The organism is Caballeronia sp. DA-9 (genome assembly GCF_051615025.1).
GTDB classification, from domain to species: Bacteria; Pseudomonadota; Gammaproteobacteria; order Burkholderiales; family Burkholderiaceae; genus Caballeronia; species Caballeronia sordidicola.
The window spans coordinates 1,111,671-1,131,157 of record NZ_CP195132.1 but is presented as its reverse complement, the minus strand read 5'-3'; the positions used below and the strand labels follow the sequence as shown (position 1 = coordinate 1,131,157).

At 56.5% G+C, this 19,487-nt stretch carries 34 protein-coding genes and 1 tRNA gene; 20 read left to right on the top strand and 15 right to left on the bottom strand.

Going from position 1 to position 19,487, the window contains the following annotated elements:
- Nucleotides 1–49 precede the first annotated feature (49 nt).
- From ACRWA7_RS11480 to ACRWA7_RS11420, 13 genes are all read right to left on the bottom strand, one after another.
- A complete protein-coding gene (locus ACRWA7_RS11480; RefSeq protein WP_438391125.1) occupies nucleotides 50–892 on the bottom strand; it encodes a DUF2303 family protein in 843 nt (280 codons plus the stop codon).
- Between the two features lie 33 nt (nucleotides 893–925).
- A complete protein-coding gene (locus tag ACRWA7_RS11475) occupies nucleotides 926–1,255 on the bottom strand; it encodes a hypothetical protein (RefSeq protein WP_438391124.1) in 330 nt (109 codons plus the stop codon).
- A gap of 237 nt (nucleotides 1,256–1,492) precedes the next feature.
- Nucleotides 1,493–1,651 carry a hypothetical protein gene (locus ACRWA7_RS11470; RefSeq protein ID WP_438391123.1) on the bottom strand — a complete coding sequence of 53 codons (159 nt, stop codon included), beginning with the start codon at nucleotides 1,649–1,651 and terminating at the stop codon, nucleotides 1,493–1,495.
- A gap of 1,050 nt (nucleotides 1,652–2,701) precedes the next feature.
- On the bottom strand, nucleotides 2,702–2,872 hold the full coding sequence (locus tag ACRWA7_RS11465) for a hypothetical protein (RefSeq protein WP_438391122.1): 171 nt from the start codon (nucleotides 2,870–2,872) through the stop codon (nucleotides 2,702–2,704).
- Nucleotides 2,873–3,077: 205 nt separating this feature from the next.
- The gene (locus ACRWA7_RS11460; protein WP_438391121.1) at nucleotides 3,078–3,761 is read right to left on the bottom strand and encodes a hypothetical protein; all 684 of its coding nucleotides are present in this window, start codon (nucleotides 3,759–3,761) and stop codon (nucleotides 3,078–3,080) included.
- 202 nt (nucleotides 3,762–3,963) lie between these two features.
- Nucleotides 3,964–4,248: a hypothetical protein gene (locus ACRWA7_RS11455; protein WP_438391120.1), complete on the bottom strand. Its 285-nt coding sequence runs from the start codon at nucleotides 4,246–4,248 to the stop codon at nucleotides 3,964–3,966.
- 94 nt (nucleotides 4,249–4,342) lie between these two features.
- Nucleotides 4,343–4,585, bottom strand: coding sequence for a hypothetical protein (locus ACRWA7_RS11450; protein WP_438391119.1), 243 nt, complete (start codon nucleotides 4,583–4,585; stop codon nucleotides 4,343–4,345).
- Between the two features lie 668 nt (nucleotides 4,586–5,253).
- Nucleotides 5,254–5,622 carry a hypothetical protein gene (locus tag ACRWA7_RS11445; protein WP_438391118.1) on the bottom strand — a complete coding sequence of 123 codons (369 nt, stop codon included), beginning with the start codon at nucleotides 5,620–5,622 and terminating at the stop codon, nucleotides 5,254–5,256.
- The gene (locus ACRWA7_RS11440) at nucleotides 5,606–6,172 is read right to left on the bottom strand and encodes a helix-turn-helix domain-containing protein (RefSeq protein WP_438391117.1); all 567 of its coding nucleotides are present in this window, start codon (nucleotides 6,170–6,172) and stop codon (nucleotides 5,606–5,608) included. The genes ACRWA7_RS11445 and ACRWA7_RS11440 overlap by 17 nt, the downstream gene beginning before the upstream one ends.
- A gap of 569 nt (nucleotides 6,173–6,741) precedes the next feature.
- The gene (locus ACRWA7_RS11435; RefSeq protein WP_438391116.1) at nucleotides 6,742–6,918 is read right to left on the bottom strand and encodes a hypothetical protein; all 177 of its coding nucleotides are present in this window, start codon (nucleotides 6,916–6,918) and stop codon (nucleotides 6,742–6,744) included.
- 103 nt (nucleotides 6,919–7,021) lie between these two features.
- Nucleotides 7,022–7,183: a hypothetical protein gene (locus ACRWA7_RS11430; RefSeq protein WP_438391115.1), complete on the bottom strand. Its 162-nt coding sequence runs from the start codon at nucleotides 7,181–7,183 to the stop codon at nucleotides 7,022–7,024.
- A 26-nt stretch (nucleotides 7,184–7,209) separates the two neighbouring features.
- Entirely contained in the window at nucleotides 7,210–7,587 is a 378-nt protein-coding gene (locus tag ACRWA7_RS11425) for a DUF6232 family protein (protein WP_438391114.1), read from the bottom strand.
- A 79-nt stretch (nucleotides 7,588–7,666) separates the two neighbouring features.
- Entirely contained in the window at nucleotides 7,667–8,545 is an 879-nt protein-coding gene (locus ACRWA7_RS11420; RefSeq protein ID WP_167353914.1) for an XRE family transcriptional regulator, read from the bottom strand.
- A 103-nt stretch (nucleotides 8,546–8,648) separates the two neighbouring features.
- Between ACRWA7_RS11420 and ACRWA7_RS11415 the strand changes: the two genes are divergently transcribed.
- The 18 genes from ACRWA7_RS11415 (at nucleotide 8,649) to ACRWA7_RS11330 (ending at nucleotide 17,847) form a co-directional block, all read left to right on the top strand.
- Nucleotides 8,649–8,891, top strand: a complete 243-nt coding sequence (locus ACRWA7_RS11415; protein WP_438391113.1) for a transcriptional regulator — start codon at nucleotides 8,649–8,651, stop codon at nucleotides 8,889–8,891.
- A complete protein-coding gene (locus tag ACRWA7_RS11410; RefSeq protein WP_438391112.1) occupies nucleotides 8,891–9,103 on the top strand; it encodes a hypothetical protein in 213 nt (70 codons plus the stop codon). Before ACRWA7_RS11415 ends, ACRWA7_RS11410 begins: the two co-directional genes overlap by 1 nt.
- 358 nt (nucleotides 9,104–9,461) lie before the next feature.
- Complete coding sequence (locus tag ACRWA7_RS11405) at nucleotides 9,462–9,941, top strand: phage regulatory CII family protein (RefSeq protein ID WP_438391111.1); 480 nt, start codon at nucleotides 9,462–9,464, stop codon at nucleotides 9,939–9,941.
- Nucleotides 9,942–10,152: 211 nt separating this feature from the next.
- Nucleotides 10,153–10,908, top strand: a complete 756-nt coding sequence (locus ACRWA7_RS11400) for a phage antirepressor KilAC domain-containing protein (protein ID WP_438391110.1) — start codon at nucleotides 10,153–10,155, stop codon at nucleotides 10,906–10,908.
- A 7-nt stretch (nucleotides 10,909–10,915) separates the two neighbouring features.
- Complete coding sequence (locus tag ACRWA7_RS11395; protein WP_438391109.1) at nucleotides 10,916–12,094, top strand: replication protein; 1,179 nt, start codon at nucleotides 10,916–10,918, stop codon at nucleotides 12,092–12,094.
- Entirely contained in the window at nucleotides 12,091–12,984 is an 894-nt protein-coding gene (locus ACRWA7_RS11390) for a hypothetical protein (protein WP_438391108.1), read from the top strand. Before ACRWA7_RS11395 ends, ACRWA7_RS11390 begins: the two co-directional genes overlap by 4 nt.
- 4 nt (nucleotides 12,985–12,988) lie before the next feature.
- The gene (locus tag ACRWA7_RS11385) at nucleotides 12,989–13,402 is read left to right on the top strand and encodes a helix-turn-helix domain-containing protein (protein WP_438391107.1); all 414 of its coding nucleotides are present in this window, start codon (nucleotides 12,989–12,991) and stop codon (nucleotides 13,400–13,402) included.
- The gene (locus ACRWA7_RS11380) at nucleotides 13,399–13,956 is read left to right on the top strand and encodes a DUF1064 domain-containing protein (protein ID WP_438391106.1); all 558 of its coding nucleotides are present in this window, start codon (nucleotides 13,399–13,401) and stop codon (nucleotides 13,954–13,956) included. Before ACRWA7_RS11385 ends, ACRWA7_RS11380 begins: the two co-directional genes overlap by 4 nt.
- Entirely contained in the window at nucleotides 13,956–14,465 is a 510-nt protein-coding gene (locus tag ACRWA7_RS11375) for a hypothetical protein (RefSeq protein ID WP_438391105.1), read from the top strand. Before ACRWA7_RS11380 ends, ACRWA7_RS11375 begins: the two co-directional genes overlap by 1 nt.
- 35 nt (nucleotides 14,466–14,500) lie before the next feature.
- Nucleotides 14,501–15,016: a hypothetical protein gene (locus tag ACRWA7_RS11370; RefSeq protein ID WP_438391104.1), complete on the top strand. Its 516-nt coding sequence runs from the start codon at nucleotides 14,501–14,503 to the stop codon at nucleotides 15,014–15,016.
- Between the two features lie 122 nt (nucleotides 15,017–15,138).
- The gene (locus ACRWA7_RS11365; protein WP_438391103.1) at nucleotides 15,139–15,357 is read left to right on the top strand and encodes a DUF3310 domain-containing protein; all 219 of its coding nucleotides are present in this window, start codon (nucleotides 15,139–15,141) and stop codon (nucleotides 15,355–15,357) included.
- Nucleotides 15,354–15,485 carry a hypothetical protein gene (locus tag ACRWA7_RS11360; protein ID WP_438391102.1) on the top strand — a complete coding sequence of 44 codons (132 nt, stop codon included), beginning with the start codon at nucleotides 15,354–15,356 and terminating at the stop codon, nucleotides 15,483–15,485. Before ACRWA7_RS11365 ends, ACRWA7_RS11360 begins: the two co-directional genes overlap by 4 nt.
- Complete coding sequence (locus ACRWA7_RS11355; RefSeq protein WP_438391101.1) at nucleotides 15,482–15,949, top strand: hypothetical protein; 468 nt, start codon at nucleotides 15,482–15,484, stop codon at nucleotides 15,947–15,949. The genes ACRWA7_RS11360 and ACRWA7_RS11355 overlap by 4 nt, the downstream gene beginning before the upstream one ends.
- Nucleotides 15,937–16,179 carry a hypothetical protein gene (locus ACRWA7_RS11350; RefSeq protein WP_438391100.1) on the top strand — a complete coding sequence of 81 codons (243 nt, stop codon included), beginning with the start codon at nucleotides 15,937–15,939 and terminating at the stop codon, nucleotides 16,177–16,179. The genes ACRWA7_RS11355 and ACRWA7_RS11350 overlap by 13 nt, the downstream gene beginning before the upstream one ends.
- Nucleotides 16,170–16,481: a hypothetical protein gene (locus ACRWA7_RS11345; RefSeq protein ID WP_438391099.1), complete on the top strand. Its 312-nt coding sequence runs from the start codon at nucleotides 16,170–16,172 to the stop codon at nucleotides 16,479–16,481. Before ACRWA7_RS11350 ends, ACRWA7_RS11345 begins: the two co-directional genes overlap by 10 nt.
- On the top strand, nucleotides 16,478–16,801 hold the full coding sequence (locus ACRWA7_RS11340) for a hypothetical protein (RefSeq protein WP_438391098.1): 324 nt from the start codon (nucleotides 16,478–16,480) through the stop codon (nucleotides 16,799–16,801). The genes ACRWA7_RS11345 and ACRWA7_RS11340 overlap by 4 nt, the downstream gene beginning before the upstream one ends.
- A gap of 207 nt (nucleotides 16,802–17,008) precedes the next feature.
- Nucleotides 17,009–17,254 (top strand): hypothetical protein, encoded by a 246-nt coding sequence (locus ACRWA7_RS11335; RefSeq protein ID WP_438391097.1) that lies wholly within the window; start codon nucleotides 17,009–17,011, stop codon nucleotides 17,252–17,254.
- 14 nt (nucleotides 17,255–17,268) lie between these two features.
- Nucleotides 17,269–17,847: a hypothetical protein gene (locus tag ACRWA7_RS11330; RefSeq protein ID WP_438391096.1), complete on the top strand. Its 579-nt coding sequence runs from the start codon at nucleotides 17,269–17,271 to the stop codon at nucleotides 17,845–17,847.
- 43 nt (nucleotides 17,848–17,890) lie between these two features.
- Here the strand turns inward: ACRWA7_RS11330 and ACRWA7_RS11325 are convergent, their stop codons facing one another.
- Complete coding sequence (locus ACRWA7_RS11325) at nucleotides 17,891–18,364, bottom strand: hypothetical protein (protein WP_438391095.1); 474 nt, start codon at nucleotides 18,362–18,364, stop codon at nucleotides 17,891–17,893.
- A gap of 384 nt (nucleotides 18,365–18,748) precedes the next feature.
- Nucleotides 18,749–18,988 carry a hypothetical protein gene (locus tag ACRWA7_RS11320; protein WP_438391094.1) on the bottom strand — a complete coding sequence of 80 codons (240 nt, stop codon included), beginning with the start codon at nucleotides 18,986–18,988 and terminating at the stop codon, nucleotides 18,749–18,751.
- 48 nt (nucleotides 18,989–19,036) lie between these two features.
- Between ACRWA7_RS11320 and ACRWA7_RS11315 the strand changes: the two genes are divergently transcribed.
- A tRNA-Met gene (locus tag ACRWA7_RS11315) sits at nucleotides 19,037–19,109 on the top strand.
- A 19-nt stretch (nucleotides 19,110–19,128) separates the two neighbouring features.
- On the top strand, nucleotides 19,129–19,482 hold the full coding sequence (locus tag ACRWA7_RS11310; protein WP_438391093.1) for a hypothetical protein: 354 nt from the start codon (nucleotides 19,129–19,131) through the stop codon (nucleotides 19,480–19,482).
- Nucleotides 19,483–19,487 lie beyond the last annotated feature (5 nt).

Below are 19,487 nucleotides of genomic sequence, written 5' to 3'. Positions count from 1 at the left end.
CGGAACCGGATATAGCGCCGGTACGCTTTCCTCGGTGGTTGAACGAGGGTTATTCAGGCGAGCCGAGCAGGATCTTCGTGCCGGTCTGTTCTTCAATCTGTGCCCAGACAGCGCGGAACGCTGCTTCGAGAATTTTGTGCGGCCGCACGAGCTCGTACCAAATCTTCAGCACGCCGTTGTTCACCCGGTACTTGATCCGCGCGTCGATCTCGTACGCCTGCCCGTTCTCGAAAACCGGAATCGACAGAGTGATCTGCGAGGGCATGGCAATCTTGTTGCCGGTGGCGTTCACGTCTTCTTTCCATACGAAGGTCGTGCTGCCGTCTTGAAGGCGCGATGCAGAGACGAAGTTGCCTTCCTTGCTCGCCTCGAAGTTCAGCGCGACGCTCAACATCGTTGAGCCGTCCGGCGACTTGATGTCCGGCAGGTTGTCTTCGATCAGTTCCGCGAGTTCGAGCTGCGTAAGCGCTTGGCGATCCTTGCCGGTCCACGTCTTCCACTCGCGCGAGGCGGGCACCGGGAACTCCACCCGGTAGCTGCGCCAGTTCGACCCGTCGTGACCGACGGCAAAACCTTCCTCGTATGAGCGGTGATCGTCGATCACACCGAGAATCTTCGCTGGGTCGAGCGAGGCATAGATCAAACTTTCTGGGCGCTTTTGGCGATTAAAATACGCAACGAAGCTATTCGCGTCACGCAGCTTGATGACGCCTACGGCGCGCGCTGGGTTATCGAACACTTCCGTGATTTCACGAACCGCGTAGCCATCCGGCACGATCACGAAGGGCTTGCCATCGGCGAGCGGGCTCTTGCGGGTTTCCGCGAGCGCCGCGCCAGCTGCGAGAGTGGCCGCGGTATCGCGTTCGCCTGAAACAGAGTCGAGCTTGTTCATTGCAAATGTCCGTTAGTGGAAGGGGAAGGGTGCTTAGCCGTGCGCGGCAGAGCGGGTGTCGGCAAGCGAGATGCCGGGAAGTTCGGTCTGGCGCTCGCTGTGGCGCGACAGGTTGTTCTCGACGGTCGGGAAGAACACCTCAGCGGTTTCCTTCTCGCGCGGTAGAGTTGCCACGACCTTGCCGGTGACCTCGAGTGCGTCAGCAACTTTCGCGAACGGCTTCACTTCGAGCGTGATCGTGATCTTTCCTGCCTTGCCGGTATCACGGACCATCGCGACCAGGGTGTTCAGCTCGTTCGTCGCTTCTTCAACGACTGCGCCGCCGCGCAACTCCATGAGCGTCTGCGTAAATGCTTTCTTCATCGAAACCTCCACGTGTTACGGGTTGTGCTACGAAGTCTTGCGCGCGATACCGCCGCGGTGCGGGTTGTCAGTTGCCGGTTTGAGCGGTCGAATAGACCTGCTGGCCGGTGGGATTTGTAGTGGTCGCCGCGACCGTCGGAGCGCCTTCAATCAGGTGGCGCTTCACGAAGATCGCGCGAACTTTCGGATCGATCTCTGCCAGGATGTCGAGCGCGGCGTCCCGCTCCGAGTTTTCGGTTACCGACCTGATGCAATCCGGTCAGCCCAGGCATCGCGCTGTTCCGCTTCGCGCCGCGCTTTGTGGCCACCGTCATCTATCGCAGCGCCGTAGATGAACAGAATCACCGCAGTTTCTGCAAACGCCCAAAAAAGTAGTACTAAATGAATGATGTTCATGGTGGTGAGCTTTTTCGGGAGCAGCGGTTAGCGAGCGGCCCGAGCGTGCAACTCGGGGGAGTAATGACCGTCGTACTGCGGGTGACCCAGCCACTTCGTTCCGAGCGCAGCAAGCCACTTTTGACGCGTCGCGTCGTGTTCAGTGCCGGTTACGTGTCCGGCGACGCACTGGCGGGGGGCGCGCCCGTCTCATGGCCTATAGTGATCACCGCAGCTTGCCAAGCTCATGAATAAAGGCGCGGTAGCGAAGTCTTTATCACTCGTCGGCCAGCGAGTCGCACTCACCGATGGGGTTTGCTGCCCATCTACCCGGGTGCACTTTCGTTGCAGATTTCAGGCGTGCAGGCTGTGTTCATCTATCCCATGCACATAAGTAAGGGACCGCTGTGCGACGGCTCAACCCGCACACCTGAAAACTGGTAAATCCGCGCGCTTGGTCGACTACACCCGATTGAATCGGCTCCGACTCCAGCGCGCTCTTCTGTCGCATCCATTCGAATCCTGTTCAAATGGCTAAGGCAGGCGCGTTTGCTTACTACGCGAGCAAACTGCTTTGTTCCGCGTCCCGAAGGAAATGGTTGGCTCTCGCCTATCTCGTGTCGACCATGACGACAACGGCGCGGGGAATATCTCCGGTGTTCTGGCCTTACGGCCCGCGCTTGCTGAATTTTTAAAGAACTTCGCTATTCCGGCTCTGCCGGGGCGTGTACCGCGTTACTACTACTGACTAAGCCCCGTCGTGCGGGGCATTGGATTTCAGTGTTGCGCTGACAGCAGTCGGAAGACTTCGCGGTTATATGCGTCCTTCTTTTTGCCTTGCGAAATCAGGTAGCAGAAGCCCGCTGCAACCGGGATTGATCCGATCACCCAAGCAAGCAGTACTAACAATAAGATGTTCATGATCTGCGCTAAAGGTGAGCTTTTACAGGGAGCGCGCTGAGACAGCTGTGCGCATCGCGTCTTGATCAGCGTCGTATTGCATGAAAGCGAGGAGAGCAACCGTCGCCGCCAGAACCGCCGTCGACATCAGAACGAATTTAATGAACCCGATCACAGCGCACCCGCTGCGTAGGCCAGCACTGCATACAGCGAAGCGCCAAGCACAGCGCCGATCGCGCAAGCGCCGAAGAACTGCTGCATCTTCGTGTAAAGCTGATCGACTTGTTTAAGCCGGTCGATTTGCGCCAGGCTGGTTTGCGTTGCTATGCGTCCATCGTTCATCCTCTGTCCGTTTCGCCGGGGTTCGTCAGCGCTTGAGGTGAAGTATAGAAAATCTAGTCTCTTGAAGTCAAGAAAAACTATACATTGGACTTTATCTTTTTTCTCGTAATGTCCACGCACGTTGTGGGACAGCGACGGATAGTACCGATGGGCGAAAAAAAGCCCGCGCAGGGCGGGCATTCTTTAAAAGTCTGTTGTAAGGATGTTATTTCAAACCGTCTAGGCCTGCCTTGAAGTTAACAGCCATGCGTGCGGCTGCAGTATTTGTCCAGACGCCCACCATTGTGGCGTCGGGAGTGCGGCAGTCCGAGGCCGTATGAGCAATTACGTAAGGGTCGGTCGTAACGCCGTTGGCGTCCGTCACGATGCCGCGATCGACTGTGCCGACCGGGAACGCAAACGCTACCGCGACCGCGTTCGATATGGCTTGATTCAGCCCGTCAGCGGCTGTGTGTCCAGGCGGAAAGTCGCACGTCGGGATAGCGCTCAGGATGAACGTCTGCTTGGCCGCAAGATCCTGCTGGAAGATAAACGTCGTAAGGTCGGACTGAAACTGGTCGAGTGCAGCTACCTGCTTCGGATCGTCGCGACTCGTGACCATGTCGTCGAGCTGAAAATTCACCACAGCGTAGCCAGTGGGCTGAACAGTTAGCTGATCATTTGTCGGTCGGACGCCACCGTTCACGCTCATGACCAAGTCGTGCAGGGCGGTCGCTGACATCGTTATCGGTGTTACCGCGGCCGTGACGCCTTGAGCGGCGAGGGCCTGCGTCAGTGTGGCAATGGTTTCTGAAGCGCCGGCGTCGGATGCTGCGCCAGCTACGGCGGCTTTGGCCGTCACACCGCCGCTGGCTTGCGGCATGGGCGCGCCATAGTATTGGATCGACATTACGGGCGCCGCTTTCGCGGGGCCGTCTCCGCCACCACCGCACGCAGCCAATGACAATGCCGCGAAAAGCGGAAGAATTGTTCTTTTCATTCTGATGGTCCCCGGAAAGGTTTTGTAATTGAGCTTTCAAGTTAACATCAGAACATTCGATCCGCAACGTTCGAATGATGTCGAAACGTCACATCGGATCTGACTGCACGAACTAACTAGCGGCGGGCGTGATGGTTCTGTACTCCGTCGTCTCGGCCGTTTGCTCGGGCCGTGTCTCGTTGGCTGCCGGTGCGGCAGGGGAGCACGAGTTGAGCAGGGCGAGCGCCGCATCCGCCCGTCGAAACTGTGATCGAGATAAGTGGTTAGCGGCGATCAATGTGTACAGCTTCTCACGCCAGTAGGCAGGCGGGAGTATCGAGCTTGCTTCGATCTCAGACCGCCACCGCCGGACGATCGTCTCGATATGGGTGAGTTCCTCGTCGATCAAGTCGTACATGACGCGCCCCGGATCGTGTTTTTGTCTGTTAATTATGTTTAGTCAAGAACACGAAACAAAGTAGGGATTTACATCAGTAGCGCGGACCCCGTTTTTAAGACGTGAACCGGCCGTCAGTCTTAGGAGGAGCGCGCTTTCTGCCGTCGGCTTCCCACTCGCCGTACCGAATCGCAAATTGGCAGGCTTTCTGTTCGGTCTCGAAGTAGCCGAGGATGCCGGATGCCCACTGCGCACCGGACGGATTCGTCACGATAACCATTGCTGCATAGCTGCCGGGCGAACCGACTGCCAACGGTTTCAAGGTGTGATCCTTATAAAGGACTGGAACAGCGTGCATACGAACTCCTGCGCAACGGAATCAAAGATGATTGCGCAAAGCAACAACAAAAACTGTCAGAAATTGAAAAATTTGAAAGAAACGGGGATGACGCGCGTCCATTGGGACCGCAATTGCGTAAGCCCGTCGAACGACCATTCCGCGGACAAAAAAACGCCCGCGGATGGGCGGGCGCAAGAGACACTGCTGAGATCGCGCTGAGAACACGACACCCTCATGATACGCGCCAAACAAGCGGCCTCAGGCGTGAGATTCACGAACCTTGGCGCGCAGATCATCCAAAAGAGATCAGATAGCCGGCTGCAGGGTCCAGATGAGCGCAAACATAACCACGAGCGCCGCTGCGACCAATGCTGCGCCCGCAGCGATAACGAAATCGTGCCAGGTCGTTCGTTCTTCCCTCAATTTCATTTCATGGAGCAGTGGACTCAAAGACCGCTCCATCAACCGCACGCTGGTCGTGGACTCGTTCGCTAACCGCCTCGTGCTACGTCGAAAATACCGTGGTTTTGTAAATGTCTGACGCATTTCTATCCTCGGAATCGCCGGGCATGCGCCCAACGCTCTGAGGAATGCAATTTTCAGGCCGATGGTGCGATTTAGAATTGCACACACAGCAAAAACCCCCAGAACTGGGAGTCTGGTTGTGTCGTGTCGAAGCAAACTTCTTAGTTCGATTTTTTAATGCTGGATGGGTTGGCAGAGAAGTTCTCGATCGCGGTGATGAGAGACTTGTTTATTACATCGGCGCCCGTCAGAAGCTGCTTCTTTCCTTCGTCAGTGACCAGGTTTCCGAGAAGGCCGTGAAGAAATTGATACAACGCCAACGTGGGGATGGTTAGCGTGAGATTCGCTTGCCGTTGTTCCACATCACCGGGTTTTATCGCTGGAGACGTCACGGTGTGACATACCAATTTCGTGATCGGAATGCCTATATTCATCTGTGTGATGCCGTCGATGAAAACCTCGTTGACTTGGTCCGGAAGAGTTAAGTCGTACCTCATCTGGTCTTGGCGAACTTCAACAGTTTTCGGCATAGCGATCGTCGGTGGTGTATTGATTCGCGGAGGTGTCGCCAAGCTTCTCAAAATTGATTGATGGGATTGACCATTCAACAGTGGTTGCCGAGATGGCCGGGTAGTACGTTTGGCTCGAACTTAGATCGGTTAGAACCATCATTGCGGCGTTCTTAAATTCTATGTTCGCGGTGGCTGCTTGCACACGATCAAGTTCGCCGACCGCATCTTCATCTTCAAAAGATGGTGCGTACAAGGCTGTCGGACTTACGTCGTGTGTTTCAAAAATAAACTTTGAATAGCCAACAAATTTTGTCAGCAGCGCAACATCTAATACCTCTGCAATACGCAAAAGCGTCTGAAGTGACATCTTCCCGTAAGACGGATCTTCATAACGGGCAATTGCCGATTGGCCTCGCAGCCCCAGCTTTGCGGCCAGTTGGGACTGCGTTAGGCCGCGCGCCACGCGCAGCTCCTTGATCTGGAACGCCAACCCTTGCAACGTCTTATGTTTGGCATAGGCGGTCCGGTACGGCTTCTTACGAAGCTTTCTCAGCTTGTCCTTATCCATTTAATAACTCCTGTTCGCTGGACCATGGCACCGCAGTGGCGGAGCCTGCATGTAGACTCTCTCGCCGCGTGTCGCACTTTGAGTGCCACGCCTCGGGGTAAAGCTTGTCACCTTTCTCAACGGCCCACAGTAGGAATGTGAAATCGTTGTTCTCAGGCCCGAAGTATCCAATCGGTCTTTGTTGAGCGCGGTCCGCAAAGATCCTAACCTCGAAATAGTCGCGAAAACCTTTTTTTATCCTCAGCTTCGCTGCCTGTGGCCGGGACCATTCCTGTCGCGGTCTTGTACACAAAAACTCCATTTGGACATCAAACGCAGCTTGCAGGTCATCGGATCCTCGTTGATATGCTTCTTTTGTGTCGCACTTCCCCGCTTGATTTTGGAACGCTTTCAGGAGCCACATTTCGAAGGTTATCACTTTTTTGTGATTACGACCGTTTCTATTGACCCGCAACGATGGCAACCGAACAAATACAGAACCCACTGCTGGTCGGCAAACGAAGGGATCGGCGCGGTAAATCGCGATACTGAACGTTAGAGGGAAGCGATCTGCTGTGCCACGACAAGACTCATCCCCAAACAAAAATTCCCAGCACCGCAAGCACAGCCAACATCAGCACTGCAAACCCAAAGACGATCAGCGTGTCGCCGCGCCGGTAGGTCTTCCGTAGGATCTCAAGCCGCTTTTCCATGCCTTGATCCCAGATCCTCTCAAGCTTGTGCTTGACCGTCCGCGCGCGCTTCATGTTGGTCCGACTGCTGGCTAAAATGAAGCCGTTCGTCGGGCAATCCGTGGGCCCGGCTAATATTGCACGTCCGGCCGTCGACGTCCCGCAATCAAATCTGAGATCAGTGGGCGCGGCTCTCGTAATGGTTATTTGTGCGCAAATTCATGTAGTGCCCACCTTTATGCGACGAACCATGTCCGCCGGAATAGTGGCCGCCGCGAGCAAAGACGAGAGCAGGCGTTGCAACTGCGACTGCAAGAATTAGCGCGATGACGGTTTTCATTCGGTGGTCTCCTATGTTTTTGGAATTTAGCCTCGGAATACGATGGCTTCGGTCAAAGCGTTGATGATGCGCCGCACCTGCGCGTCGTCGTGCGAAGAGAACGCTTTGGCCTCGCCCGATGCAGACAGGAGCCGCACTTGCGATTGAGGTCGGCCGCGCCAAATTAGATAGACGCCAAGCACGGAAAACAAAACACCTAAAACTAATGGGCCAGTCGAGGTGCCGTCGCTGGCGAGCCCGACACCAGTAATCAGATTCGGAATTCCGATCAATAGCGACAGCGCGCCAAATAACCATTTCCTCGGCGTACGCCAATGCTTAACCGACGTAACGCCGCTCATTGCGAAAGTTTCCCCGGGTACGACAAATCGTGTGTTTGTAACCACTATTTCGCCGTCGCTCATGAAAATCCGCTCGGTCGGCAAATTTTCAGAAGTTACGCTTGATGGCTCAGCGCGCATTCCGATCCCCATTTTATTATTCTCAGTCTGGACGCCACATTGCACGCTTAGCAATACCCGCAACGAAGTGCATCTTTTCAATTTCTGCATCGGTGAAGGACACGGTTCCGTGTGCTTCATTGGTCGAGAGTAGGTGGTAACGGCCCGCTGCCTTGTATGCGAAGACCTTTACCATCACACGGCCGTCTTTGGACTTCACCAAAACTTCCTCGCCCGGTGTGACGGGGGTATTCGGCTCGACAATCACAAACTCACCAGGTTTGATCCTGGGAATCATCGAGTTGCCTGCGCACTCGAGCGCATACGCGTCCGGATCCGAAGTCGGCCAGTCGATGTATCCATTGCCGTGTCCGACCGCGTGTTCGATGTCGGCCCAGAATCCGTTGTCGCCTAACTGTGCCATTCCTACCACCGCAAGAGCCCTCCGCCTGCCGATCGCCTTCGGACGATACTCATCGTTGTAATGGAAAGCTGCCTTCTTGTCGCCTTTCCCAGAAAGCAACCATATGCTGCTGTAACCGAAAGCAGTTTGGATGGCTATGGCGTCGTCAATACTGATAGGGCCGCCCTCAGCCAGCCACAATTTGACGCTATCAACTGGGATCATCGCTCGCTCGGCGACCGCGGCGGCGTCCAGCCCAAGCTCCGCGAGCATCTCCTGCACGCGCGCCTGTCCATCTCTCCCGGTAGCGTTAAGCGGGCCGGTAGCGCCTGATTCGGCGTCCGGCATGGGCAAGCTCGCCATTGCGGAAATCTGCTGAAGCTGAGCATAGCTGGCGTGGTGGCGGCCGGTCTCCCAAGCAGACACGTTTCCCTTCGTCAGACCGAGCTTTTCGGCGAGCTGTTCTTGTGTTAGGCCGGCCTTCTTCCGCGCGGTGCGGATCCAGTTCTTGATTTCCATGCGCGGAGGGTATAGGAAATCTAAACTAATATGGTCTCGAAATTCTTTACTTGAATGTCTAGTTATTCTATACTTGGTCGAAACGTCATTCACAGGCAACTCCATGAAAGAGCATCCGGTTGAACGAGCAGCACGAATTGCAGGGGGCTACAAAGCCCTCGGCGATCTGCTGGGCGTAACAAAGGGCGCGGTCCACCAGTGGTTAGACGAGAAGCGGCATGTTCCCGCCGTCCATTGCCCAAAGATCGAAACCTTTACCGGGGTGTCACGAAAGGATCTACGTCCGGACGATTGGAATAAATATTGGCCTGAACTCGAAACACCCCGTATAGCAAAGGCTGCGTAATGCCAATCACGCAAGAGCAAATCGACAGCATCCGTCGCAAGCAGCGAGAGTACGTCGCGCAGCGCCTGCCGAAGAAGCTTCGCAAAGCCAGATCCAGAAGCCGCTTCGAGAAGACCGGGCTCGGCCGGTTGCGCAAGAAAAGCTCGAGCACTCGCCGCTGGGTAACGCAGAGTCTGTTTATGGACAGCATCACGGCGTGCTTCTACCCATGAAAGCACCTAACAGGAGCGCGCGTGCTTACTGCCGCTGAGTTGAAAGAGATACGCGCGGTGCTGTGCGAGATGGCTGCACGAGGGTGCATTGAGGTTCAGCTTGAGCGCGCGTGGAAGGATTTGGTTGCTCAGTATCAGGCGCTGAAAGCGGCGACAGCGAAGCCAGGAGCAGTAGCAAGGTAACTGACGACGATGGTCCTCCTGCCGGGTTCACCCGGTCTCGTTGAGGACTACTAAACCGCCGGTCTCTTTCACGCAGGTTTGTGATTTTCATTTTTGTTTTACCCGTCTTGTTTTTGTTGTTGACCGAAATATACCTACCGCACCGCAGCAAAAACACGTTTGTCTGGAGATTGAATTGAACATCCTCGATACAGCACACGCAGTTGCACATGACTACCCCGGCGGCTGCGAATCGCTTGCGCCTCGTATCGGGATGTCACCGGCAGTCCTTCGCAGCAAGGTCAACCCGAACACCGACACGCACAAGCTCACGCTTCAGGACGCGGTGCGCATTACCGACACTACGAACGACGAGCGAATCATCGAAGCGTGGGCGACTGCGCGCGATCTGGTGCTGGTCAAGCTGCCTGCCGCGAGCGACGAACCCGACAACGAAGAGATCCTGCAAAAGTTTCTGAACCTCACGATGCAGTACGGCGAGCTCGCCAAGCGTCACCAGGAAGCGACTGAAGACGGCGAGGTCGACGATCAGGAAATGGCCGACCTCGAGCGGATCGGCGCCGCGATCCATCGCTCGGTTGAAGAAATCAACGCGCTGACGAAGCGCATCTACAAGCGCGTGCCGGCAGCTCGGCCAGCGGTGAAGGCAGCCTGATCATGCCGAACGCAACTCCCGTCATCGACCGTGCTGCGCTAGACCTGCTGTGCACTGGACGCTTCTTTCTCGGCCCGTTGGCCCGCGAGGTGATCCGCGACATCGCGGCGGACGCGCTGAAGCGGCACCCGAACTATCCGCGGACCTGCCTTTCGTGCGGTGCCCGTGAATCTCTTGACGGCTCACTGCCGTGCGGTCACTAAGGTATTCCATGAACACACTAGTCATTTCGGACATCGCTATCCGCCGCGACGCTGACGGCCGATATTGCGTCAATGATCTCCACCGGGCGTCGGGAGGTGACGTGAACGGTCAGCCTGCTTTCTGGCTTCGCAACGCGCAGACCCAAGGCCTTATCGCCGCCATTGGAAACTCTGCAAATACGCAGAGTTCACCTGTGTCGTCTGTTGAAGGTCGGAACGGCGGCACATACGTCTGCAAAGAGTTGGTCTACGCGTATGCGATGTGGATTAGCCCCGACTTTCACTTGAAAGTCATTCGCGCCTACGACACGCAGATCTCGAATATGCAGGCATCCCTCGCGGTATCGGAGTTTTACGCAAAGGTTCCAAAGTCACTGCCAGAAGCGCTTCGTTTGGCAGCCGACGAATCGGAACGCGCGGACCGCGCAGAAGCTGAGTTGGCGATCGCCGAGCCAAAAGTTCACGCGCTTGAGCGTTTGACGCTAGCAGACGGCGCAATGTGCATCACTGACGCCGCGAAGAACCTCCAGACACAACCCAAAGTCGTTTTCGGTTGGATGCAAAACAACCAGTGGATCTATCGCCGCCCGGGCACGGCTACATGGACCGCCTATCAAGACAAGCTTCGGCGCGGCGTGCTCGAACAAAAGATCACCACCGTTCATCGTACCGATGGCTCTGAGAAGGTCACCACGCAAGTGCTGGTAACCGCCAAGGGCCTGACCGAGCTTGCGCAGAAACTGCGTGCCACCGGCTTGCACTGAGACGGTCATGGCACTTGCAGACGTCATCCACATGCCAGAACAGCCGCGCACCGTGCAGCTTGAGAACGGCTTCACGCGCGTGGCTCACGGCATCGTCGAAGCCCTTGCGCTGGCTGACCTGAGCAAGCGCCAGTACAAGGCCATGCTGGTCCTGATCCGCCTCACGTATGGATTCAACAAAAAATCCGACGAGATCAGCCTGTCGCAGCTTGAAGAGAAGACCGGGGTGTTTAAGGCGAACATGTCGCTGGCCATCGACGAACTGGTGTCGATGAACGTGATCATCCGTACGCCCGGCAAACATGCTGCCTGTCTGGCGATCAACAAGGCATTTCAGCAGTGGACCGGCAAGGCGAAGGTCGATCCTTCGAAGCTGTGGAGTTATCAAAACAATAACCCAAGGGTTATTGAAACGATGTCTGAGGGTTATCAAAACAATAACGATGGAGTTATCGAAACGATAACCACAAAAGACAACTCCAAAAGACATAACCAAAAGACAACTCCAAAACAAAACCTTTCGGTCTCGCTTCGCGAAACCTTTGAGATTTTTTGGGCGAAGTATCCGAAGAAAAAATCACGCGCAACAGCCGAGAAGGCGTTTGCAAAACTGAACCCGAACGAGCAACTCCTAAGCGACCTGATGATGGGACTGGAGCGGGCCGTGACTTCGGAGCAGTGGAGTAACCCCAAGTTCATCCCCCACGCAGCCTCCTGGCTTAACGCGGGCGGCTGGACGGACGAGATTCAAAGCCAATACACGGACGCCGAACGTGCCGTGATCCAGGCCTTCAACGAGGCGCTTGGGGAGCAGATCGGCGTCATCGATGCATCGGTTTTTGTCGAGTCCCGTGCTGGGGCGATCCGCGCTTTCCTCGGCGCGCGGCCTTCTGACCCGGACTTCTGGAAGCGGTATTTCCCGGCAGTCCGCGAGAAGGTCGACATGCCGCCGCACGCTGGCCTGGACTGGCTGATCAGCCCCAAGGGATTCAGCGACGTGCTCGGACGGATGGCGGTCAAGCGCAATCCAGACGGGACGAAGGCGGCTGGCGAGTGGCACACGACTGCCAGCGGCATCAAGGCGAAAGCCAAATCCATGGGCATTGCATTCCGCGACGACGAGCCGGTTCCGGCGATCGCGTTGCGCGTGCGCGCCGCAATCGAGAAATTGGAGCACCGGGAATGAAGTGGAACCACGATGAACTCGCCAATGACCTTGCGGCACACCTGCGAGGGCTTTCTGATCGTCGCGTGTGGGTTGACATGCAGTTGGGCGCGTCGGGGAGCACTCGCCCCGACGTGTACACAATGCCGTGCAGTTTTACCCGGTTCACGCCGCTTGCCTACGAATGCAAAGTGTCTGTTTCCGATTTTCGAGCAGACGTAACCAAAGGCAAATACACCGACTACCTCGGGTATTCGAGCGGCGTCATCTTCGCGTGCCCGGCTGGGTTGCTGAAAAAAGAGGATATCCCAAAGGGCGCGGGGCTGATGGTTCGGGGCGAAGAAGGTTGGAGAACGCTCAAAGCTCCAACACTCGCGAAATGTCCGGAGTTGCCTCGATCGTTCTGGTTGAAGTTGGTGATGGACGGTGAGCGGCGCGACCATGAGCGCCTCGCGCACATGGAGCGCGAGGCAAAACGCGATCTCAACGAATGGCGTGCCGCTGCAAAGGTTCGCGAGAAATTCGGCGAGGTGGTCGCGGCCGCCGTACAGGGCCACTTGGACCAAACGACGTACCGCCTTGAACGGCTCAAGCATGCCGTGGCAATGCAAATCGGGACGCTTGAGCAAGACCTGGTTCGCCTCAAAGAAAGACGCGATTCGGAAATCAAGAGCCAAGAACGGGATTGCTCGGAGATGCTTCGCGACCTAGCGAAGGTTGTTGGAATGGATCCCGACCCAGCGAATATCGTGAAGATGAGCGACAGACTGGACGCGATGATCGCGCTCGCGCAGCAGGACTCGACTGTCAAAGAGCTGCATGGGGTCGTCTCGCAAATGCGCTGGGGTATGGACCGGTTCCGAGAACTCGAAGCGGCACTCGCCCTGGTCGATCAACGGGTGGCCGCATGAACCTATGCAGATCCTGCAAACACATAACCACGACGCCCAGGAATACCGGCATGTACAGCCGCGGCTTTCGCAACTGCGCGCATCTGCCCGATTGGCAGTTCATCAGCGGGATCTCGGCATGCCGATTCAATCCGTCGAAATGGGAAAGGCAGCAATGAAGACGTTCACTGAAGTCGCATGGAAGAAACGGCTCAAGCCTTCGCCGAAACTATTGCTGCTCGTTCTTGCGCGCCGCTCCGAAACGACGAACGGAATTTGTTCAGTCTCGATCCCGGATCTTGCCGCCGAGCTCGGCACATCGCTCATGACGGTCTACGCAGCAATTAGGACGCTCGAAGAGCAGAACTTGGTGACGGTTCATCGCAGTGAGCACGCGGAGGCGAATTCTTATTGCTTGCGCTTGGAGACGTGGGCATGAGCAAACGCACGCCTTGGCCGATGGTGGTTCCGGTTGGAACTAAGAACGTCGGTACCGCGACCGTCCGCGACGACACGCAGCTTTCCATGTCGACCGCACAGCGCCTGCTTTATCAAAAAACCGGCGTGCCACCGCAGACATCAGCACTCGATGATCCGACCGATCCGTTTGACCCGTCATTGATTCGCCAGCATCCGGCCGCGGTGGCGGCAAAGCGTCCTGCGAAGTACCGCAACACGAAGTGCGAGCACGAAGGCATCAAGTTCGACAGCCAGAAGGAGAGGTCGCATTGGTTTCACCTGGTTCAGCAGCAGGCCGCCGGACTGATCAGCGACCTGAAGTTGCAAGTGCCATTCGTGTTGACCGCGCGTAAGCAGCGCGACGACGGCACATGGGAGCGTGCATCGAAGTACGTCGCCGACTTCACCTACATGCGCGATGGAAAGCTTGTCGTCGAGGACGTGAAGTCGGTTGCGACACGAAAGAACCGCACGTACATCCAAAAGCGTAAGCAAATGCTCGAAAAGCACGACATCACGGTAAAGGAAATCTGATGGCCGCTAATCGCAAACCGCGCAAAGCCTATATCCCGCGCTCGAAGCGCAAGGACGTCGCCTCGTTCCTTTTCGAGGGCAATTCGCCGCTCGACTCGAGCACGCGCACGGCCGTTTTGACTGCTGTTCATGCGGCCGCTCTGTCGATCGCGCGTGGCGAGAACAACCGCGACGCCTGGCACACCGTGGTCAACGCCTTGAACATCGCGCAGATCCTTTGCGAGGACGCAGGCAATCGCGAGATCGGGCTTGAAGTCATCTACGCCGCGCAGAACGCAATGATCGACGTCGCGGAGCGCTTTCATGCGGTCGGCCGCCTAGTGTTCGACGCGAGCGGATTGACGGCCATGAACAGCGGGATTGATCTGTTCGAGCAGTTGATCGAAACCGTATCGAAGTTGCAGTACACGCGCGCTGCGGGTGAATCGGTGCGGCGTGTTGAGTCAGGCGCCGTTGTGAGCATCAAGAAAAACGGAACAACGAAACGATTTCAGTTGGAGGCGGCGTGAAAGTTGAGCGTTATTCGGAAGAGGAAAAGCAAATCGTGCGCGACATCTGGGCGTCGACAAAGCTGCTCAAGCAGCAGATGCATTTGCTGCCCGGCCGCACCGCGTGGAGCATACAGCGGCAGGCGGGAATTCTTAAGCTGGGTCGGAAAACAAGAACTCCCTCGTTGCTATACGACCGGATCTGCATCTTGATGAAAGACAAAGAGGCGCGTACCGCAAAGGAAATCGCTGCGCTCATCTTCGCGAGCTATACGCAGACAAAACGCCTGCTGCGCGAGGCATGCGAGAGAGGTGAGTTTCATATCGCCAGCTATCGGCCACGGCCGATTAACGGAACGCCGACGGTCGTCTATCGAAAGGGCAAAGGCCGTAACGCTGCCATGGCGCCGAAGATGACGCTTGCCGAGCGCGCACGCAAGTTCCGTAGGGAAGCCGACCCCGTCGAGTATGCGTTTAAGCGCAAGCAATACACGCTAAACCAGAAGATAAACCAGGGCAAGGTCAAACCCGATGAACTGACCAATGCATTCTTTGGAAGGGCGCAATCATGACATTGAAAAAAGGCGATGTCATGCTTTGTTCTCTAACGGGATACGTATGCGAAACGGCGGAAGGGTGTAACGGCGCTGGCCGTTGCAAGCTTCATTCAGCGGGTGCGCCAATCGCACGGAGTGTGGACGAGCGTCCAGAGGCGGTGAATCACCCGAAGCATTACAACGAACACCCGAGCGGCGTCGAGTGCATCACCGTCGTCGAGCACATGGGATTCAACCTCGGCAACGCCGTGAAATACGTGTGGCGCGCCGACCTAAAGGCCGATGCGATCGAGGATCTGAAAAAGGCGCGCTGGTATATCGAGCGCGAGATCCAGAGGCGGGAGAAATCGGCATGACGCTTTCGATGTTTGTCCTCATTCTTTCGCTATGGGTGCTGGTTGCGTCCCTTCATCGATACGTCGCATACGCGGAGTTCGCAATAGGCGTCGTTCTCGCGGCGGCATTGGCGTGGGGTGGCAAATGACCTTGGCTCGAAAATCACCGATCAAGCCCGGCAAGGGCTTTCAACGCAAACCCGGCTCGCCTTTCAGCAGCTTCGCTAGCCCGAAGCAGCGCATTGCGCGCACGGCCATGAAAAAGCGCGCCGCGCGCAAGCCAACAGTCGCCGAAGGCTCGAAATATCTCGCGGCCTGCCGCGGCGAAGAGTGCTATCTCCGCGTGCCTGGAGTGTGTTGCAGCATTGGTTGGTCACATCCGTCCGTCGTGCCGTGTCATTCGAACCAGGCGCGGCACGGCAAATCCGCAGGTCGGAAAGCCGACAACGAGTTTAGCCTACCTGGGTGCACGCCGTGTCACCAGTGGCTTGATCAGAATCGAGTAGGCACGCCCAAGCAGGTCAAGTTCGATGTTTGGGACGCTGGCTTTGAACTGTGGCTGCCGGTGCGCGAACGAAAAATGGGATTGGCGGAGGTCGAATGCGTGATCTGAAATTCTGTAACAACTGCGCGCATGCCGATAAGAAGCGTGGGAAGTGCCTCGAAAAGGAGCGCCGCCAGCGTGAATCTGGACTGTTTGATCCGGTGACGGGAACACTCATTCGCGGCGCAGACGCTTGGCTTGAGACAAATCGTTCAGCCCCAATTTTGATTGCGATTGTCTTTGATTATTGCGGCTCGAAAGGGCGCTGGTACAAGGCGAAGGAGGTCGAATGCGTCTGACCGTGCGCTTGAAAAAACCATCGCACTTCACCCGCCGGAAGGGCTGGGTTCCTGGATGGGTCAACTTCGAGACAGTCGTACTCAAGCTGTACGGCCCGGTGCGTTCGGGGCTGGGATTCGGATCTTATATCCAGGCCGACATCAATTGCCCGCCGCAATACCTCGCCTTCGCTTGTCCTTCGTGCCGCAACCCGGACGGCACCTATCGAGTTGAGGTTGTCTTGAACCACAACGGGAAAACACTGGCGCCGTTCCTCGCGAGCGGATTGAAAGAGATGGATGTGACGGAGGTGGAATCGTGAACTGCAAACCGGGTGATCTCGCTTATCTGTCGTCTGATTGCGTGAATGAAGGAGTAATCGTCGAAGTCCTCAGCGCTGGACCGCTATTTGAGGGTGATCCTACATGGCACTGTAAATCGCGGACGCCGATTTTTTGTGAGATACGCAGTTCGGATGGGTGGGTTCTCAAAGGCACGAGGTATATGACTGAAATCTGTGTCGCCGACAAGCATTTGCGACCGATCAGCGGCGTTCCCGTCTTCGACGAAACGCCCATCGAAACCAATCTTCCCGAAGCTGTAAAGCTGGCTTGGGGCATCGAAGCGCCGGTGCTGCCATGAGCGAGCTAAAGATTCCAGTCCAGGCGTTCGAAATGGACTATTCGTGCGATGTGCCAGGCTGTGCCGGCTTCATGAGACCAACAGGCGCGATGCTGTTTTCTAATCCGCCGAAGTATCCGCATCGGTGCAATGTCTGTGATGTGCCCGGGACGTTTGATTTCACATATCCCACGTTCGGGTATCGACGCATTGTTGCCGAGGGCTGACGTGAGCGCGCACTGCTACATCCAACTGAGCGACGTTCCTCAACCGCTGATGGAGCACAGCCACCAGCATGTAGACGGAGCGACGAGCGACAAGCTGATCGCTTTCAATGATTGCCCACTGGTCGGGCGCATTGAGGAGAGCGACGGCGTCTATGAAATTGAGTACCCATTTCCGCGCTCGACGATCCGCGATGACTTCGTTTCGTGGTTGATGCGGTGGGGGATCAGCTTTCGGGTGGAGCAATGAGGCGCTTCGAATACATGGATCCGAGCATCGTGCTCGAGCGCAAACAGGAGGCGACGTGCCTTGGATGTGGCGACCTTATCCGATCGCGCTGGGGAGGAGTCACGAAATACCTTTGCAATAAAGCAATTCAAAAGGCGTCCACCGAGTGGATCGAGATGCGCCGCTGCAAGAAATATCACTTGGGAGCACCTATGACACGCGACGAGAGCGAGCAAATTGAAATCTTGCTGACCGACTGGTATCAGTGGCAAGCCGGCTACTTCCCGGCGCTGGGCGGCGGCCGCGTAGATCCGTCATGCCGCAACTTCGCCGAGAGCGATCGCCACTCCGACATCGAGGATCGCACGGACGCTGCGGAGCGGCGGTTAAAGAAGAAGCAGGCAGAGCAGGTCGACCTGTGTGTCGATGCGCTCATATGGCAGCAGCGCGCATCCATTCAGACGCACATGAAGAACAAACTGGCCGGCGTCGAAGTTTGGAGCAACCCGCGCATCACGTTCGAAGAGATGCACGAGTTGTATCAGGATGCCAAGCAGGCGTTGTTGCCCGCTCTACGTCGGCGCGGGATGATTAAGAGCGTCGTCGTCGGATGAACATGGGGGACGTTCGTCGATAAAACTGTCAACCTTGACCGGATTACTTGGCAGCGCCTACCAGGCTAAACGCGTCGAAGCTTGCATCAATCGGCGTATGACCAATATGGGTCAACGCTTCTTCAACGAGAGGCTCACAGGCTGCATAGTCAGAGTTCATGCTGTCAGTGTGCGCTTGGGGAAAATTCACAGACTGAACCTTCCCGCCCCAACGATCGACGGTTGCAGTCATGCTGCATTTGCCCGCACCGCCGATCTTCAAGTCCAAGAGGATCACATTCATTTCAAAAGCAGCGTCGGAATTGGAGAAGTTCCATTGCATCACCAAGCGGTCCGCTGGAGTATTCGTATCGACCAACTTCATTGTCTTGTCGGGGATTCCAACGGCAGCCACGAGGTCGAGGGCATTTGAACCTATCAGGGCGCCGGAGTCTTTCCGCGCCTCGTGGGTCCGGTAAGCCGCACATCCGCTGAGAGCCGTGACCACGGAGAGCAATAGAACAGTGAAAAGTCGCACAACGACTCCTTTCGAAAAGAGATGTGGAAGGCCTCAGGCGATCAAGTCCCATGCCCACGGCCGCGCGCGAAGCGTGGTCTTGATAGCAAGAATGCGACCCGATGGAAAGCTTACTTAAATGAAAGTGCGTGTTACCAATGCTTGCGAGCGGGGGAGTGACAAGTGTCCGGGCTCGTGTCGGCGGTGGCTAATGCTTGGGCGAGCGTGGCCGCGTGTCTTGATGCTTATGCCAACGCGCGGTGTTACGTGCGGCGGTCACCGAGGACCAGTAGATTCGCCAAAAAAAAGCGTTGTAAACCTTGAAGACTTTCGCTATATTGACGAGGTCGGGCGCGAAGTGCGCCTAACGAAAGCCCACACGGTTCGCCGCGTGGGCTTTTTGTTTTAGTTTTTGCTTGCGCGAATCATCGCATCGGCTTGCTCATATGCTGATTCGGCAACTGCATCTTGAATCGTTTTCCCTGGTTGAGGCCTTGTGCCAGCCGGCACGCGGGCGAGAATCGCGGGAAGCGCTGCTGCAGCGAAATAGTCTCGAAGCGTCATACCTGCCGCATCGGCCGATTTGACTTGACCTGTTGCGGTTGAAACTTCGGGAACAGGAAACGCTGGTCCGCCAGTTGTCATTTGATTCTCCTTTTTATGTGCCGGCCCGCCCGGCGCGAACGATTCTACAGCGGGTGTAAGCCACCGGAAGACAGCGAGTCTCATGCGCTCGAAGTAATTGGTTCGATTCCGATCCCCGCTAACAACCAAGCCGATACGCCATGAACCTGAAAACCATCATCGCGAAGGTTGTCTCGTGGTTCAAAGGCGAGGCATCTGCAGCAGAACAGCAGTTCGAGGCGCGCCTAAACGTGATCGACGGATTGATCCATTCGCACGTTGCCGCGCTGCTTAATTCCGACAATGCGTTGTCGGCGCGTATCGCCACCATCGAGGAAACCATGAGCACACCCGCTACCGCAGCAACCCCGGCCGCACAAGCCACGCCAGCGAACCAAGTCAACACTGCAGTGCAGATCGCGCTTGCGCTCAAGGCAATCGACGCATCGCTGTCTGTAGATGCAGTGCAGGGCGCCACGAACGCCGCGCTCGCTGCGCTGTACCCGGCTCCGTAAGAAAA